General features: G+C 54.5%; 18 protein-coding genes. 6 read left to right on the top strand and 12 right to left on the bottom strand.

Features of this window, described 5'->3' with window-relative positions; translation table 11 throughout:
• Window positions 1–241 precede the first annotated feature (241 nt).
• The 6 genes from AT687_RS01915 to AT687_RS01890 form a co-directional block, all read right to left on the bottom strand.
• Window positions 242–799 (bottom strand): DUF421 domain-containing protein, encoded by a 558-nt coding sequence (locus tag AT687_RS01915; protein WP_014318650.1) that lies wholly within the window; start codon window positions 797–799, stop codon window positions 242–244.
• A 77-nt stretch (window positions 800–876) separates the two neighbouring features.
• Window positions 877–2,067 carry an elongation factor Tu gene (gene tuf / locus AT687_RS01910; RefSeq protein WP_004566712.1) on the bottom strand — a complete coding sequence of 397 codons (1,191 nt, stop codon included), beginning with the start codon at window positions 2,065–2,067 and terminating at the stop codon, window positions 877–879.
• A 317-nt stretch (window positions 2,068–2,384) separates the two neighbouring features.
• Window positions 2,385–4,511, bottom strand: coding sequence for an elongation factor G (gene fusA, locus AT687_RS01905; RefSeq protein WP_004566710.1), 2,127 nt, complete (start codon window positions 4,509–4,511; stop codon window positions 2,385–2,387).
• 252 nt (window positions 4,512–4,763) lie between these two features.
• A complete protein-coding gene (gene rpsG, locus AT687_RS01900) occupies window positions 4,764–5,231 on the bottom strand; it encodes a 30S ribosomal protein S7 (RefSeq protein WP_004566708.1) in 468 nt (155 codons plus the stop codon).
• Window positions 5,232–5,234: 3 nt separating this feature from the next.
• Complete coding sequence (rpsL, locus tag AT687_RS01895) at window positions 5,235–5,606, bottom strand: 30S ribosomal protein S12 (protein ID WP_004566706.1); 372 nt, start codon at window positions 5,604–5,606, stop codon at window positions 5,235–5,237.
• Between the two features lie 274 nt (window positions 5,607–5,880).
• Window positions 5,881–6,234: a hypothetical protein gene (locus AT687_RS01890; RefSeq protein ID WP_014318649.1), complete on the bottom strand. Its 354-nt coding sequence runs from the start codon at window positions 6,232–6,234 to the stop codon at window positions 5,881–5,883.
• Between the two features lie 158 nt (window positions 6,235–6,392).
• Between AT687_RS01890 and AT687_RS01885 the strand changes: the two genes are divergently transcribed.
• Window positions 6,393–8,177, top strand: coding sequence for a ribonucleoside triphosphate reductase (locus AT687_RS01885; protein WP_014318648.1), 1,785 nt, complete (start codon window positions 6,393–6,395; stop codon window positions 8,175–8,177).
• Window positions 8,143–8,766 (top strand): anaerobic ribonucleoside-triphosphate reductase activating protein, encoded by a 624-nt coding sequence (locus AT687_RS01880; RefSeq protein WP_021334857.1) that lies wholly within the window; start codon window positions 8,143–8,145, stop codon window positions 8,764–8,766. Before AT687_RS01885 ends, AT687_RS01880 begins: the two co-directional genes overlap by 35 nt.
• Here AT687_RS01880 and AT687_RS01875 read toward each other — a convergent pair.
• From AT687_RS01875 to AT687_RS01850, 6 genes are read right to left on the bottom strand one after another with little or no spacing between them, the layout of a single operon-like run.
• On the bottom strand, window positions 8,763–9,701 hold the full coding sequence (locus tag AT687_RS01875; protein WP_014318647.1) for a permease: 939 nt from the start codon (window positions 9,699–9,701) through the stop codon (window positions 8,763–8,765). The two genes, AT687_RS01880 and AT687_RS01875, sit on opposite strands and share 4 nt — an antisense overlap.
• Complete coding sequence (locus AT687_RS01870; RefSeq protein ID WP_021334856.1) at window positions 9,698–10,369, bottom strand: TIGR03943 family putative permease subunit; 672 nt, start codon at window positions 10,367–10,369, stop codon at window positions 9,698–9,700. Before AT687_RS01870 ends, AT687_RS01875 begins: the two co-directional genes overlap by 4 nt.
• 15 nt (window positions 10,370–10,384) lie before the next feature.
• Complete coding sequence (locus AT687_RS01865; RefSeq protein ID WP_014318645.1) at window positions 10,385–11,152, bottom strand: ABC transporter permease; 768 nt, start codon at window positions 11,150–11,152, stop codon at window positions 10,385–10,387.
• Window positions 11,153–11,172: 20 nt separating this feature from the next.
• Complete coding sequence (locus AT687_RS01860; protein ID WP_014318644.1) at window positions 11,173–12,147, bottom strand: ABC transporter ATP-binding protein; 975 nt, start codon at window positions 12,145–12,147, stop codon at window positions 11,173–11,175.
• Between the two features lie 26 nt (window positions 12,148–12,173).
• Window positions 12,174–12,875, bottom strand: coding sequence for a response regulator (locus AT687_RS01855; protein WP_010934320.1), 702 nt, complete (start codon window positions 12,873–12,875; stop codon window positions 12,174–12,176).
• A 4-nt stretch (window positions 12,876–12,879) separates the two neighbouring features.
• Window positions 12,880–14,106 (bottom strand): sensor histidine kinase, encoded by a 1,227-nt coding sequence (locus tag AT687_RS01850; protein WP_014318643.1) that lies wholly within the window; start codon window positions 14,104–14,106, stop codon window positions 12,880–12,882.
• Window positions 14,107–14,280: 174 nt separating this feature from the next.
• Between AT687_RS01850 and AT687_RS01845 the strand changes: the two genes are divergently transcribed.
• From AT687_RS01845 to AT687_RS01830, 4 genes are all read left to right on the top strand, one after another.
• The gene (locus tag AT687_RS01845; protein ID WP_014318642.1) at window positions 14,281–14,688 is read left to right on the top strand and encodes a hypothetical protein; all 408 of its coding nucleotides are present in this window, start codon (window positions 14,281–14,283) and stop codon (window positions 14,686–14,688) included.
• A gap of 92 nt (window positions 14,689–14,780) precedes the next feature.
• The gene (locus tag AT687_RS01840; RefSeq protein WP_014318641.1) at window positions 14,781–15,245 is read left to right on the top strand and encodes a hypothetical protein; all 465 of its coding nucleotides are present in this window, start codon (window positions 14,781–14,783) and stop codon (window positions 15,243–15,245) included.
• 183 nt (window positions 15,246–15,428) lie between these two features.
• Window positions 15,429–15,788, top strand: a complete 360-nt coding sequence (locus tag AT687_RS12560) for a hypothetical protein (protein ID WP_004566687.1) — start codon at window positions 15,429–15,431, stop codon at window positions 15,786–15,788.
• Between the two features lie 125 nt (window positions 15,789–15,913).
• Window positions 15,914–16,198: a hypothetical protein gene (locus tag AT687_RS01830; RefSeq protein ID WP_004566686.1), complete on the top strand. Its 285-nt coding sequence runs from the start codon at window positions 15,914–15,916 to the stop codon at window positions 16,196–16,198.
• The last annotated feature ends 48 nt before the right edge of the window (window positions 16,199–16,246 follow it).

Genomic DNA, 16,246 nt, shown 5'->3' with positions numbered 1-16,246 from the left:
CCATGCCCCTTCAAACTCCGGCCCTCAAGGTTGAACAGGCTTAACGCCTTGGCCTCAAGGATCCTTAACGTGTGGTCCATTTCTGAACCCACACCATGAAGGTGTCATGGTTGCTGCGCCAGCTCGCTTAACCGCGACCTGTCAAAGCAACTTGATTATTAAAACACGTATAAAACGACTTTGCAACACTATTGCTAAGTTTTTTTAAAAATTTCCGCAGGTAGTTAGTCCTCACCGGAAACTATGGGTAGATATATTCCACACCCGCAACATTCTTAAGTAATTCCGGATCCATCGACACGCCTTCTCTAATAACCGATAGGTCTCCTGTGGGCTCGAGGATCATGCACTGAACTTGGCTCAAACTGGCAAGACCAGCTCTGCGCACTGCCAGTCGTACGTCACTATAAGATAGGCGCGTTTTTCGCAGCTGCTCAGTGATGATTTCTCCATGTGCCATGACTACGTGCGATCGGCCGTTCAGGGTGTGTTGGAACCTCGAGAATCTCCGGATTTGTCCAAAGATCGCTTCAAGCAGCATGAGGGTTGAAAGTCCAATGAGCCCGGCTGCAAGGGTTGGTGGGTGTCCGATGGTAACACGGCCTGCTACTGCCCCAAACATGACAAGGACAACTGCGTCAAAAGCGGTCATTTTTGCGAGTACTCGGGTGCCAAAAATTTTAACCAGTGCTAAAAAGCCAATGTAGGTTCCCACTGCGGAAAGCACTACGACGGGGATGCGCCAGGGATCGATTGTTAGTTGTTCGAGCATCACGTCGCGAAAGTAGGGATTTAGCATAGGTTCGATAATACGAGAAAAGCCGCCTCCCCTTTGTGGGGAAGCGGCAATTCTATGCGCCTAGGCGCAGTTGATCATTACTTGATGATCTTGGTAACGCGACCAGCGCCGACGGTGCGGGAGCCCTCGCGGATAGCGAAGCGCAGGCCCTCATCCATAGCGACAGGCTGGATCAGGGTGACGGACATGTCGACGTTGTCGCCAGGCATGACCATCTCGGTGCCCTCAGGAAGCTTCACAACACCGGTAACGTCGGTGGTGCGGAAGTAGAACTGTGGGCGGTAGTTGTCGAAGAATGGGGTGTGGCGGCCACCCTCGTCCTTGGACAGAACGTAGACAGAGCCCTCGAACTCGGTGTGAGGGGTGTAAGCGCCTGGCTTAACAACAACCTGGCCACGCTCAACGTCTTCGCGCTTAACGCCACGGAGAAGCAGACCACAGTTGTCGCCAGCCTCGGTGTAGTCGAGAAGCTTACGGAACATCTCGATACCGGTAACGGTGGTGGTGGTAGCCTTCTCGCGGATACCGATGATCTCGACGTCCTCGTTGACCTTCAGGGAGCCACGCTCAACACGGCCGGTAACAACGGTACCGCGGCCGGTGATGGTGAAGATGTCCTCGATAGGCATGAGGAATGGCTTGTCGGTCTCACGCTCTGGGTCTGGGATGGAATCATCGCAAGCCTGCATGAGGTCGATGATGGACTGGGTCCACTTCTCGTCGCCCTCAAGAGCCTTCAGTGCGGAGATGTGGATGATTGGAGCCTCTTCGTCGTAATCCTGCTCAGCGAGCAGCTCACGGATCTCCATCTCGACGAGCTCGATGATTTCCTCATCATCAACCATGTCGCACTTGTTCAGAGCAACGAGGATGTAAGGAACGCCGACCTGGCGAGCGAGCAGAACGTGCTCACGGGTCTGAGGCATTGGGCCGTCGGTGGCAGCAACAACGAGGATTGCGCCGTCCATCTGAGCAGCACCGGTGATCATGTTCTTGATGTAGTCAGCGTGACCTGGAGCGTCAACGTGTGCGTAGTGGCGCTTCTCGGTCTGGTACTCCACGTGGGAGATGTTGATGGTAATACCACGCTCTTTCTCTTCCGGTGCCTTATCGATGGCATCGAAAGCGAAAGCTTCGTTCAGCTCTGGGTAAGCGTCTGCCAAAACCTTGGTGATAGCAGCGGTGGTGGTGGTCTTACCGTGGTCAACGTGACCGATGGTGCCGATGTTGACGTGCGGCTTGGTACGCTCGAACTTAGCCTTTGCCACTGTGTGTCCTCCTGGACTTCGTGGTGGCTACGATTTCGCAGCCACGAGTTGACAGTGCTGTACATTTCTGACTGCTAATTCGGCAGCCTGGCAGTACAGCTATTTACATTGTGCCAGTTACATGATCCTAGGGTCACAACGGGGTATTTATCAAACCACCGAAGAAACCAGATGGGATCGTACAGGGTAACGGCCGGCTCAACATTCCCTTTGATGTAGAGGAAGTGCTCAGCAAGCCGCTACCCCCGCCTACGCTCCCCCTATGCCCTGTAACTGACTAGAAATTTTGCATAGGGAGATAAGCGAGAGGCTAGTTGTTAGGCAGTGCCGTTGCGCTCTGCCACGATCTCAGCTGCCACGTTGGTAGGAACCTCAGCGTAGGAGTCGAAGATCATGGTGTAGTTTGCACGGCCCTGGGTACGGGAACGCAGGTCGCCCACGTAGCCGAACATCTCGGACAGTGGAACCTTAGCCTTAACAACCTTTGCGCCAGCGCGGTCATCCATTGCGGAGACCTGGCCACGGCGGGAGTTGATGTCGCCGATAACGTCGCCCATGTACTCCTCAGGGGTGATAACCTCAACGGCCATCAGTGGCTCGAGAAGAACTGGCTTTGCCTTTGCGACGGCTTCCTTCAGCGCTTGGGAACCAGCGAGCTTGAAGGCCATTTCAGAGGAGTCAACCTCGTGGTAGGCGCCATCGATCAGGGTTGCCTTGATGTTCACCAATGGGAAGCCTGCGAGGTAACCGTACTGCATAGCATCCTGGATACCAGCGTCGACGGATGGGATGTATTCCTTTGGCACGCGACCACCGGTGACGGCGTTCTCGAACTTGTAGGTTGCGGACTCGCCCTCTTCCAAGGTCTCAGCTTCTGGAGCGTAAGGCTCGATGCCGATGATGACCTTAGCGAACTGACCGGAACCACCAGTCTGCTTCTTGTGGGTGTATTCGAGCTTCTCGACAGGCTTACGGATGGTCTCACGGTATGCAACCTGTGGGTTACCAACGTTTGCCTCAACCTTGAATTCGCGCTTCATGCGGTCAACAAGAACGTCGAGGTGGAGCTCGCCCATGCCGCCGATAACAGTCTGGCCGGACTCTTCGTCGAGCTCAACGGTGAAGGTTGGGTCCTCTTCAGAAAGCTTCTGAATAGCGGTGCCGAGCTTCTCCTGGTCAGACTTGGTTTTTGGCTCGATGGAAACCTTGATCACTGGGTCCGGGAAGTCCATGGACTCGAGGATGATCTGGTCGTTCTTATCGCAGAGGGTATCACCGGTGGTGGTGTCCTTCAGGCCGATGAACGCGTAGATGTTACCAGCGCGTGCTTCGTCAACAGGGTTCTCCTTGTTGGCGTGCATCTGGAAGAGCTTACCGATGCGCTCGTTCTTACCCTTGGTGGAGTTAGCAACCTGAGCACCTGGCTCAACGATGCCGGAGTAAACGCGGACGAAGGTCAGCTTACCGAAGAATGGGTGAGCTGCGATCTTGAAGGCAAGAGCGGAGAAAGGCTCATCAACGGATGGCTTACGGACCAAGTCAACGGTCTCGTCGCCGACCTTGTGGCCGTGGACCTCTCCGATATCCAGTGGGGTTGGCAGGTAGTCGATGACAGCATCGAGCAGTGGCTGAACGCCCTTGTTGCGGTAAGCGGTACCACAGAGAACTGGGTAGACCTCGGAGTTAACGGTCAGCTTACGGATGCCAGCCTTGAGCTCTTCGATGGTGAGCTCTTCGCCACCGAAGTACTTCTCCATGAGAGCTTCGTCGGACTCAGCAACGGTTTCAACGAGCTTCTCGCGGTACTCAGCAGCCTTGTCAGCCAAGTCAGCTGGGATCTCTTCGATAACTGGCTCTGCACCGGTCTCGACCTTGCCGCGCCAGGTGATGGCCTTCATCTCGAGAAGGTCAACAACACCGTCGAAGTCATCTTCAGCGCCGATTGGCAGCTGCATGACCAATGGCTTTGCGCCGAGGCGGTCGATGATGGTCTGAACGGTGAAGTAGAAGTCTGCACCGAGCTTGTCCATCTTGTTCACGAAGCAGATACGTGGAACGTCGTACTTAGCAGCCTGACGCCACACCTGCTCGGACTGAGGCTCAACGCCCTCTTTACCGTCGAACACTGCGACTGCGCCGTCGAGAACGCGAAGGGAGCGCTCAACCTCAACGGTGAAGTCAACGTGGCCTGGGGTATCGATGATGTTGACCTGGTTGCCGTTCCAGAAACAGGTAACAGCAGCGGAGGTAATGGTGATACCGCGTTCTTTCTCCTGCTCCATCCAGTCGGTGGTGGAGGCACCGTCGTGGGTCTCGCCGACCTTACGGTTAATACCGGTGTAGAAGAGGATACGCTCGGTGGTGGTGGTCTTACCGGCGTCAATGTGGGCCATGATGCCGATGTTGCGGACCTTGTTCAGATCCTTAAGCACTTCTTGTGCCACAGTTGTCCCTAACTTATGTAGCCGGAGTGAGCAAACTTTTGTTTCCTCACTCACTGCATGGATAGTTCCTGTTCAATTCTGCCAAATCCGAGGAAATTTCTCAGCATTGCTGGCAAAAATCGAGGTGTGCTTCTGCCATATATCCCCGTGGGGCTATATGGCAAAGGCCCAACTACCTGTAACAATAATGGTAACTTCGCGCACAAGCAGCGAAGCCGTGCCAGGAAGGTTGGGCCGGAATGCGCATGTGGATTACCAGCGGTAGTGAGCAAACGCGCGGTTTGCTTCAGCCATCTTGTGGGTATCCTCGCGACGCTTAACGGATGCACCAAGGCCGTTAGCTGCATCGAGAATCTCGTTAGCGAGGCGCTCGATCATGGTGTTCTCACGACGCTGGCGGGTAAAGGTAACCAACCAACGAAGAGCGAGGGTGTTAGCACGTGCTGGACGAACCTCAACTGGAACCTGGTAGGTTGCGCCACCGACGCGGCGGGAACGAACCTCGAGGTCTGGCTTGATGTTGCCGAGAGCCTTCTCCAAGGTCAGGACTGGATCGGTGCCGGTCTTTTCCTTGCACTTGTCAAGAGCACCGTAGACGATACGCTCAGCGGTGGACTTCTTGCCATCCAAGAGAACCTTGTTTACCAGCTGGGTAACAACCTCAGAGCCGTAAACTGGGTCTTTAACGATCGGACGCTTTGGAGCTGCATTCTTACGCATTGATTACTTCTCCTTCTTTGCGCCGTAGCGGGAACGTGCCTGCTTACGATCCTTAACGCCCTGGGTATCCAGTGCGCCACGGATGATCTTGTAACGAACACCTGGGAGGTCCTTAACACGACCACCGCGAACGAGCACCATGGAGTGCTCCTGGAGGTTGTGGCCCTCACCTGGGATGTAAGCGGAAACCTCGATGCCGGAGGTAAGGCGCACACGGGCGACCTTACGCAGTGCAGAGTTAGGCTTCTTAGGGGTAGTGGTGTACACACGGGTGCACACGCCACGACGCTGCGGGGAACCCTTCAGGGCTGCGGTTGCAACCTTGGCAGTCTTATCGTGGCGGCCCTTGCGGACCAGCTGCTGAATAGTGGGCATAACCGTCTTTCTATTTCGGTAACTTTTCCAAAGCTCCACCGAGGTGGTGCTTTAAAAAATTTTCGCTTTTGTTCGCGCCTAGTAGTGCACAAAAGAGTCCGGACAAACCAAAAAAGGGGCTCTTTCCGGGGCCTCTTCCGTGCATTTCCTTAACGCTTCTTGATAATCACCAATCGGCAAGAATCTACTAGGCAAAACGTAAGGCTCCCACGCATCAAACATGTGGGACTGTTGGCCACCCTACCAACTAAGGCAGCCTGAGTCAACTTAAAAATTACTCCGAAATAATCACAACGCCTTGACTAGCAGCTCGTGCACTGCGATAAAGATCAGTGAGCACCTCAACCGCTTCACCCGATAGGCTAGCTAGAGAATCCAGCATCTCCTCAACGCGTTCCGAGGGTACTAATCCTGCCATCGGGTCGCCCACGATAACTTCACAGCCACGAACTGCATAACCACGGAATCCGGCTGTACGTAGTTGCTCCTCCACGTCTACCCAAGCCGATCCGATAGTCACAGGATCGCCAAGAGCGCCGCTAAAAAGCTGCTCTAAAAGCTCGTCGTCTTTGATGCGAAGTTCGTCGAGAATACTGTCATCTACAGCAATGAAAAGTGGATGAGCCATGAGTTCTTTTTTACACGCCGATCAATGTCACTGCCACAATATGTGGGCACTTTTGCCAGCACATTCTCACACAAGCACCACTACATATTGATTTAGTGAGTTGTTACACAACTATATCTTGTAGTTTTTCGGGCACCTCAAGGCTTAAGTTGTTCCATATGAGTGATTCCCAAATTAATAGTCGAACGACTATCGACGAGTACCTTTCTCGCGCCGATTGGCGCGTCAATGCCAACGCCAACCAGGACTATTCCTTGGGCGGAATGATCCTCAACGCCGCTGGAAAAATCACGGCTAATTACTGGCTCGACCAAGTATTTAGCTCAGCAGCAAGTGCCGCTCACCGTGAAGGCTCTATCCACATCCACGACCTCGATATGCTCTCCGGATACTGCGCCGGCTGGTCCCTACGCCAACTCCTTGAAGAAGGCTTCGGTGGCGTACCTGGCACGATCTCCTCTCGGCCGCCCAAGCACTTCTCCTCTGCATGCGGCCAGATTGTTAATTTCTTGGGAACCCTCCAAAACGAATGGGCAGGCGCACAGGCATTCAGCTCCTTTGACACCTACATGGCACCATTTGTACGACTGGATAACCTCACGTACGACGAGATCGTCCAAGACATGCAGGAGTTCATTTTCAATCTAAACGTTCCATCGCGCTGGGGCACTCAGACACCTTTTACCAACCTGACCTTTGACTGGACCTGCCCAGCCGATCTTAAGGACTCGGTGCCGTTTATCGGCGAAGAACCTGTGGACTTCACCTACGGCGAGCTCCAAGAAGAAATGGACCTGATCAACCGCGCATTCATTCAGGTGATGTCGGCAGGCGATGCCGATGGCCGGCCGTTTACGTTCCCTATCCCGACCTACAACATCACCAAGGACTTCGATTGGGACTCCCCTAACACGGAAGCCTTGTTCACCATGACCGCGAAGTACGGTCTGCCCTACTTCCAGAATTTCATTAACTCCGATCTGGACCCCGGAATGATTCGTTCCATGTGTTGCCGTTTGCAGCTTGATCTTCGCGAGTTGCTCAAACGCGGCAATGGGTTGTTCGGTTCGGCGGAATTGACTGGTTCCATCGGCGTAGTCACACTCAACTGCGCACGTTTGGGCTACCTCTATGCCGGTGATGAACAAGCCCTGCTGGGCGCAGTAGATGAGCTCATCGAGTTGGGAATCGATACTCTTGAGCGCCGCCGGGATTTCGTCGCAACGCATATGAAGCAAGGCCTCTACCCTTATAGCGCTCGCTGGCTACCTAGCTTGGACAACCATTTTTCCACGATCGGCGTTAACGGCTGCAATGAGATGATCAGAAATTTCACTCACGACGCCTACAATCTCACCGATCCGCAAGGCCATGCCCAGGTCGCGCGACTTCTCGACCACATCAATGCCCGCCTCGTGCAAGCACAGGAGCGCACCGGCCACCTGTTTAACCTTGAGGCAACCCCAGCCGAAGGCACGACCTACCGATTGGCTAAAGAAGATCTCAAGCGTTACCCCGATATGTTGCACGCCGGCACGCCGGAGGAGCCCTACTACACCAACTCTTCGCAACTACCAGTTTCGCACACCCCGGATCCTTTCGAGGCCCTCGCTTTACAGGAGGATTTGCAGTCGAAGTACACCGGCGGCACGGTGTTGCACCTTTATATGGGCGCTGCGATGAGCGATGGTAAGGCTTGTGCGGCTCTCGTTCGTCGCGCGTTAACCAACTTCCATCTGCCGTACATCACGATCACCCCAACGTTTTCTATTTGCCCAGATCACGGCTATATTTCTGGCGAGCACCCTGAGTGCCTGCACTGTGGTGCTACGACGGAGATGTGGACGCGCGTGATGGGTTATTTCCGCCCGGTACAAAGTTTTAATACCGGAAAGAAGGGCGAGTTCCATGAGCGCACCTACTTTGCCGAAGCACTTATCTGATCTGCCCATCGCCGGAATTATTCCGTTTTCTGCGACTGATTGGCCTGGCAAGCTAACGATCACTGCGTTTACACAGGGGTGCCCGTTGCGCTGCGTGTATTGCCATAATGCCCAGCTACAGGAGTTCGCACCCGGCGCGGTGGGCGTGGATGATCTGGTGGATTTGGCGCGGCGTCGGATAGGGCTTATCGACGCCGTGGTGATCTCCGGCGGCGAGCCTACCGCGGTAGCGGGTCTTGCCGAGGCTATCTGTCGGATCCACGAGCTGGGCCTGCCTGTCGGGTTGCATACCTGTGGTTATGCGCCGAAGCGCTTGGCTACTTTGGTGTCACAACCGGAGTCGCGTCCCGATTGGATTGGCTTAGATATTAAGGCCTTGCCGCGGCACATGCATGAGATTACGGGATGTTCGCCGCGGGTCGCGCAGTCTTGTTGGGAGAGTTTGGCGATCATTGATGCCGTGGGTATCGAGGTTCAGACTCGGACCACGTTGTGGCCAGGTAGTGTGATCGAGCAGAATCTGCGGGAGTTGGAGGTCATGGTGGCTGCTCAGGGCCATGAGTTGGTGGTGCAGCAGGCCCGTTTTTAGATATCGCCGAAGCTGATACTGCCTACGCCGATGGCTACGGTGATGGCAACAAGCAGTGTCAGCGGTACGAATCGGGCGACAAAGCCGCGCCCCCATGCGCCTTGTTGCATGGCGATGAGTTTGACGTCGACCATGGGGCCTACCACCAGAAATACTAGTTGGGCGGTGGCGGGCATCATGGTCAGTGATGCGGCTACGAAGGCGTCTGCTTCTGAGCACAGGGATACTACGATGGCCAAGGTTGCCATGATGAGACAGGCAATGAGTGGTCGGGCACCTACGGCGGTGATTACCTCTACGGGGATGAGGACTTTCATGACTGCCGCTAGCATTGCTCCGATGACGAGGAACCCGCCTGCATTGAGCAGATCGTGCATGCAGGATTCTCGGAATCGATCCCAAGTGTTGCCGTGTCCGTGGCAGTGGGTGTGCTCGGAGTCTAAGGTGATGTCGAGTCGGGCGCTGATCCATACCCAGCCGACGATGATGGCCGCGATCAGGCTGGCGCATAGACGTGCGATCATCATGCGGGGGTCGCCGCCGAATGCGACAGCGGTGGAGACCAGAACCACGGGATTGATTGCGGGGCTTGCTAGTAAAAATGCTAGTGCGGCCGCAGGGGGTACTCCTCTATGGACGAGTGATTGCGTGACGGGTACGGAGGCGCACTCGCAGGCAGGTAGTAAGAAGCCGGAGGCAGCGGCGATGGGGACTGCGGCTTTTTCGTTGCGTGGGAGGCGTCGAAAAGCGGTTTGGGGTACAAATACTTCGATAACAGCCGAAATGATAACGCCGAGCACCAGAAACGGTACCGCTTGCAACACAATGGCGGTACTGATCTGCGACCACGCTTCCGCCTGCCCTTTGAGCTGAATAATCGGCCCCAGAACTAACGCGGCGATAATTCCGGCCCACCCGATCACAACTTTTTTCATAGGTATGGCTCCGTGGGGGTATCAATCGCCTCTAGCTTGTCTACCTCAATCACGGGGAATTGCGGGTTATGCGCGGACGAGACGCGCACAACACCACGCACGCGATACCACTGGTCGCTACGCATGCTTGTCGACGTCTCCAATGTTGCGGTGTAAGCCATCGCATCGGCGGCACAACAGTAGATCTTGTAACGGCTTAACCGCCACGTGCCATCCGCAGCAGCCGAGGCAAACCCTTCCACCTCAACCACTGTGCCGTCAAAAGTGGCGGAGTCACTGCGCAGAAATCTAGTGATGAGCTCCTCCATCGTCATCGGATTGAGTTGATCTTTGGCAAGTTTGGGCAACGCGAGATCGTCAAGATTATTTCCCACCACACGGGTCACCCCACTGCTATTAAGCGTTGCCGCCCCCAAAGCCGCTGGCGCAAACACAGCAACGACGCACACCGGAACCAAAAGGAACCACGATGTGCGCCGAGAAGAAAAACTATTCGGGCGTACTGCGCTCCACAGCGCAAGGGCAACCAACACGAGGCCAGTTGCCAAACTGACGGGGCGAAAACCTGGTTGAAGATAATTATTGATCCGCCCCGTAAGCGCCAGGTACGTCATGGTGATTCCCAGCGCGCCCACTATAAAGACATGTGTCTGCGCAGTCTGCTTCACCCAGCGGATTGTACCTTAACGGACATCGCGAACACGGTTGACCGCAAAAACAGACACCGTAGCAACAACCACCCAGCCCGCAATCACAGCAACGTTGAACCAATCGGGCTGAATCTGTCCGAGCTCAAAACCATGCTCCATTCCGGTTTCCACCGTTCCAGCAATCGTATCAGCCAACTGGCCGCTGCGAGGACGAGGGCTCAGCAGCCACAAGAATGTTGCTGCCTCAATCTTGGATGCTGCCAAGGGAATGAGCTGATCTATCACCAGCATCCACGCCAGTGGAAGAGCCACCGCCGCAACCTTACTGCGTGTGAGCATGCCGATAGCGAAAGCAAAGCTACCAAAAATAATGGCATAGAATAACGCTATGAACAGGTCCGTGGTTTCCCCGCCGCTAAAACTGCTGTCGGGGAATACTTGGGCAACTGCTACCGCCAGACCAATGCCGATGGCAAAAGTAATAGCCAAGAAAACGGTGTACACCACGGATTTTGCGGCGACCCAGGTGCTTCGGGAATTCTGGGTGAGATAAGCATGCGCGTGCATGTGATCGTCTAGTTCACCGGCAACACTGGCACCGGCAAAAGCAGTCGAAATTGCTACTGCGATGCCCCAGCCCACCAGCAACGAACTCCAATCAACACCCGAAGATGTATCAGCAAGGCCCACCAGCAGCACCATGGGCCCATAGAGGGCACCGGTGATCAAGATGAAATACACCGCCGTACTGCGCAGGCTCATCAGTTTGGTCCACTCGGATTTTAAAGCGTTAAAAAACATGGGTATGAGTTCTTTCCTAATTAGTTGCCGGCGTTGGAGGTTCGGTATTCTTGGACACTTTGCGTTGCTGCAAGGAACCGCTGCTCTAGGTTTTCTTGGCGGGTTTCTAGTCGGGTTACCGCGATACCGTATTCGAGAGCAAGCGCTGCCACTTGGGCGCGCACCGCGGGGTCGTCGTCAGCATTCTCCAACGCAATGACCACCTGGGTGTCCTGTACTGCGGCGGCAAGACCACGGTTTTTCAGGGCGTCGCAAAGCTGTGCTGCCTGTGGAGATTCCACGAGCACCGAGGTGCCATCAGCCAAGAACTCGCTCATCGTGTACTCGCCGATCATCTTGCCCTTGCCGATCACCACGAGTCGGTCCGCGGTCTGCTGCATTTCGGACAACAGGTGGGAGGACACCAGCACGCTGCGGCCCTGGCTTGCTAAATCGCGGATAGTGTTACGCATCCAGCTCACGCCTTCTGGGTCGAGGCCGTTGACCGGCTCGTCCAAGATCAGGTGCTGCGGGTTGCCCAATAGTGCTGCTGCAACACCAATGCGCTGCTTCATACCAAGGGAGTAGCCGCCTACTTTTTGGTGCGCTGCTTCGCGCATGCCTACGTAGTCGAGGCATTCCTCCACGCGAGCGTCGCTAATGCCAGCGCCGCGGGCGATAACGCGCAAGTGGCTGCGGCCGGACCGTGCTGGGGTGAACCAGCCGGCGTCGAGAATAGCGCCAGCGACGCTGGGCTTATTGCTCAAGCGCGCGAACTCATCGTTGTAGGACTTGGACTTGAAGGTCACGCGGCCTTCTGTGGGGGTATCCAATCCCAACATGCAACGCATGGTGGTGGATTTTCCGGAGCCGTTGGGGCCGAGGAAGCCGGTGACTTGGCCGTCTGGCACATGAAAGTTCAGGCCAGCGATGGCGGTTTTCTTACCGTAAGTTTTTCCGAGGTCTTGGACTGTGATCATGATGTCTATCATCGCGACCACAGGAGGCGAAAACATCAGACCACAGTCGGAACCTCGGAATATCAGCCCTGGGTATGAGTCAGCAGTTGGTTGGGCGCTACCAATCCCCTGCTAAAAGCAAACAGCACCGCATGGACTCGGTCTCGGGAACCAGTTTTGGATAGCACCTTGCTCACGTGGGTTTTTACCGTGGGCAACGAGATGAACAGTTCTTCGGCGATCTCGGTATTGGACTTGCCCAATGCAATAAGCAGCAGAATTTCCTGTTCACGCGGGGTAAGTGGGTCAATCAGCCCTGCGTTGATATCGCCGCCTGGGGTTGCCACCAGGTCGGTTTGCGGTGCGTGGCCGCGCATGCTCTTAAACAGTACGGCGGTAGCGGCTGGGCTAATCACAGCGCTTTGCTCTCCCACAGTACGCACCGCTGCTATGAGGTCTTCGGGGGCGGTGTCTTTTAGGAGGAATCCTGAGGCACCGTGTTCTACGGCCCCGACCACATAGTTTTCGCTGTCAAAGGTGGTCAACACAATAATGCGGGTATCGGTGTTGGTTGCCACGATCCGTTTGGTGGCTTCGAGGCCATCCATCACCGGCATTTGCACATCCATCAAAATCACGTCTACCGGCGTATTTGCGGCGTTTTCTAGTGCTTCTTTGCCGTCGTTGGCTTCCCACGCCACGGTGATATCGCTTTGCGAATCCAACACCATACGAAACCCAGCCCGCACTAGCTGCTGGTCATCCACTAACCCTACAGTGATCACCGTTTTAGCCTTTCACCGGAATTTCCGCTTCAACATACCATCCCCCAACGTAGCTTATCGACGCTCCCCACCGCGCCCGACCACCATGAATCAACGCACGCTCCCGCACACCAACAAGCCCTTTTCCAGTGGACTGCGTATCCACCAGCGCTTCCCCCGCTTCATTGTCTACTTTGATCCGCACCACGCTCGGGTCACTCCAGTCCATTACTACCCACGCACGCGTTGTACCCGCGTGCTTGAGCACGTTAGTCAGGCACTCCTGCACAATACGAAATACGCTCAGGCTTCGCGATTCATCCAACGCCTGCGGCTCCCCCACCACCTCATAGTGAATATCTAACCCAGCAAGCTGTGCCTCGTGGATAAGCGTGCCCACACTTTCAATACCAGGTGCTGCAGTCACGTCACGATCATCTGTTTCCCGCAACACGCTCAACAACCCACGCATCTGAGAAAGCGCCTCCCTACCCACCGAAGAGATCGTCTCCAAAGCTGCGAGTGCTTGTTGCGGATTATCCTTACCTGCAAACCGGCCACCATCTGCCTGTGCAATAACAACCGTGAGCGAATGGGCAACAATGTCATGCATCTCGCGCGCAATGCGGTTGCGTTCAGATACCGCTGCCAGCTCCGCGCGCGCACGCAAATCCCGCAGCTCATCAGCTTTCCGCTTAGTGGATAACCCCAGCTGCCAAAACAACGCGATAGACACCACCACCAGCGTGACCACTATCGCGACAAATAACCACGTTTGTGGCTCCTGGATAATCTCTTTGATCCCAACAGCTCCCCCTGTTTCCAATACGTTGAAAAACAGGATGGGAAACAGCAGATTAAAAGCAATAGAGCCAAAACTGCCTACGAACAAGGCGGTGAGCCAACGAGAACGATGCCTCATGATGCGTGCAGAAATAAACCACGCCTCATAACAAACAGCCACATATCCCGCTAAAAAGTTATACGTAAGCGAGAGGCTTATAAACACCAATCCGACGGTTACCGTGGTCACGCCACTGACCGGCTTCCAGCGTTGGAGCAAGAGCCCCACATAGGTCAACGCGATTCCCACATATGAGCAGATGTACAACACTGTCTGCCATGTTGGTGAGATATTAAAATTACCTACGAGCCCAGTAGCGCTAATAAATCTCAACGATACGAACGCTACAATCGTCTGGATAACAAGCTGTATCCAAAAACTTGGGGTCAGAAAGCGAAAAGTTGCCACACGCTCATGCTAGTCGCAGCGAGACTCGCCTAGGTTCGTACCCCAACGCCATAACCGTTCCAATGGGGCCTTGGGAGAAAAACTTAGTCACCCAGCAGAGCAGATACTTTGGGTGATCAGCATGACTGCCACCGCAATCATTGCGTGGTGATGTACTTAAGGAAGATGTGGAGAATGAAATTTACGTTTGAAGTTCCAGCACCGCTGCAGCAGGTCGCTCCGATTTCATACTATGAAAGCCTTCTGTCTAACTACCGCTATCGCGACATTTCGTTTCTCGAAATGTCGACCACAGGAAAAATTCTTGGAGAATGTACTATCGGCGAAAACAACTACACCATTCAGGGTTCTGAATGTGACGGATTGATTTCGTCCATCGAGATTTTAGATGTGAAAGAAGCGGACAGCTTCCTTGATATCCCGTTGTCGTTACCAAATCGAAAGTTTGTGAAAGCTTTGAAGGATTTGAGCATTGAGTTCGTCCACGACAGGGACGGCATTAACATTCACCATGAAAATAGAGTGATCGCATTGTCGTACCAATTCGGCAAAGTTGCCGCTATTTGCTGGGCTAGCGAATAAACCTCTGGCATGTAACTGCACGTATTAACCTACGCGACAGGATCGCCATAACCTGATGGATGAAACAACCAACGAAAAGGAAGACGCAGAAAATGAAGATTGAAAGTTCCTGCCCGTTGCCAGTCAAACCCGGTATGACGGTTGCTCAGGCTACCGAGGCGTGTTATCAGTCTGAATTGGGTGCTGATACCTATGTGGAGGAGTTTGAAGGGTGGGTTGATATCGAGGCTTTAGAGCCCGGTGACCCTGGCCGGAAGATCGTATGCTGCGTCGAGGATGGTATCTGTATCACGGTTGAGATGAAGTACATGGAATTACCGATTACGGATACCTTCTACGGCGTAGACCTTAACTGCCAGCCCGGTGAAGGTTGGATGACTAGTCTTGAGCGGGTCGCGCGAGCATTGGAAGATAAGGGGCTCGAAGTAGTAAAACGGGACTCCTATGTTTTGCTTCCCGACGTTTTTGTAGCTATTGAGGTGGGTGAAACAATTGGATGGTTTGACCCCGCATATTGGAGCCGTGAGGAGTTCCTGGAGGAAGCCATACTCGCTTAGCTTGCATAACCGCGTGCACGCGAGGATATTTTATAGTCCCTTCACCCTCAATGCCTGCGCCGTTGCTCTAGCCAACGTAGGTCACCATGTCTACTTAAGTACACCACCGTGGGGCGCCACAAGGAGATTGACAATCTCATGGCTCGTAAAATCTACAAGCAAATCGGAATGGAACAGTAGGACATGAATACGTTTACTGCCTGTGTTGAGCGCGGCGAGAACTGGTGGGTTGCCCAGCTTGTCGAAGACCCTGGCGTTATCGTTCAGGCGCGTCGTCTTGACCAGATTCAAGAAGAAATCCGTGACGCTCTCGCCCTTTTCCCGGAGCTTACCGATTCACCGGAAACAGCTAGTGTTCATCTTGACCTTGTTGGTGAGATGGAACAGAAAGCTCAAGCTACCCGCGACCAGCTTGCCGCCATCCGCGAGCGTGAAGCCCACGAGCTTGCCAATATGTCGCAGCATGCGCGGCAGCTGCAAGCAGCAGGAGTACTCCGTGACGCTATACGAATAGCTAGCGGAAGCCAAGCGGCGCGGTCTTGAATTTGAGGAAATCGTCCTATCGCGCCATGACGCTTATCGGGTAGGAACCGTGAGATTGACGATGTGACAGTCAAGAAGTTTGTCGACCAATACGCCCAAGAATTAGGGAAAGGCTGGTGGAGGTAATGACCACGACATACACAGTAACCGCAGAACGCGGAACCAGCAGAGTATGGGTGCTCGAATATGCCGAACTAGGGGCAGTGCCCCAAACTAAGCGGCTGGCTAATGCTGCCGACGAGATGCGCGAAGCACTGGCCTACCAGGCAGACCTAGCCCCAGACGAACTCAACATTATTGTTGATGTTGTTCTCCCACCGGGCCTTGCGGAAATGAAAGCTCGCGCCGAAAAAAGAACGCGAAGAAGTGACCTCGCTGTTGCAATGCGAAACGCTGGAATGACCGTGTGAGGTATGGGAACAGTCCTCGGAGTGTCTTACCAGCGCGCCCAAAAGCTT

It is taken from the genome of Corynebacterium diphtheriae (assembly GCF_001457455.1).
GTDB lineage: Bacteria > Actinomycetota > Actinomycetes > Mycobacteriales > Mycobacteriaceae > Corynebacterium > Corynebacterium diphtheriae.
The sequence above is the reverse complement of the archived record's forward strand: the minus strand, read 5'-3'. Positions and strand labels throughout refer to the sequence as shown.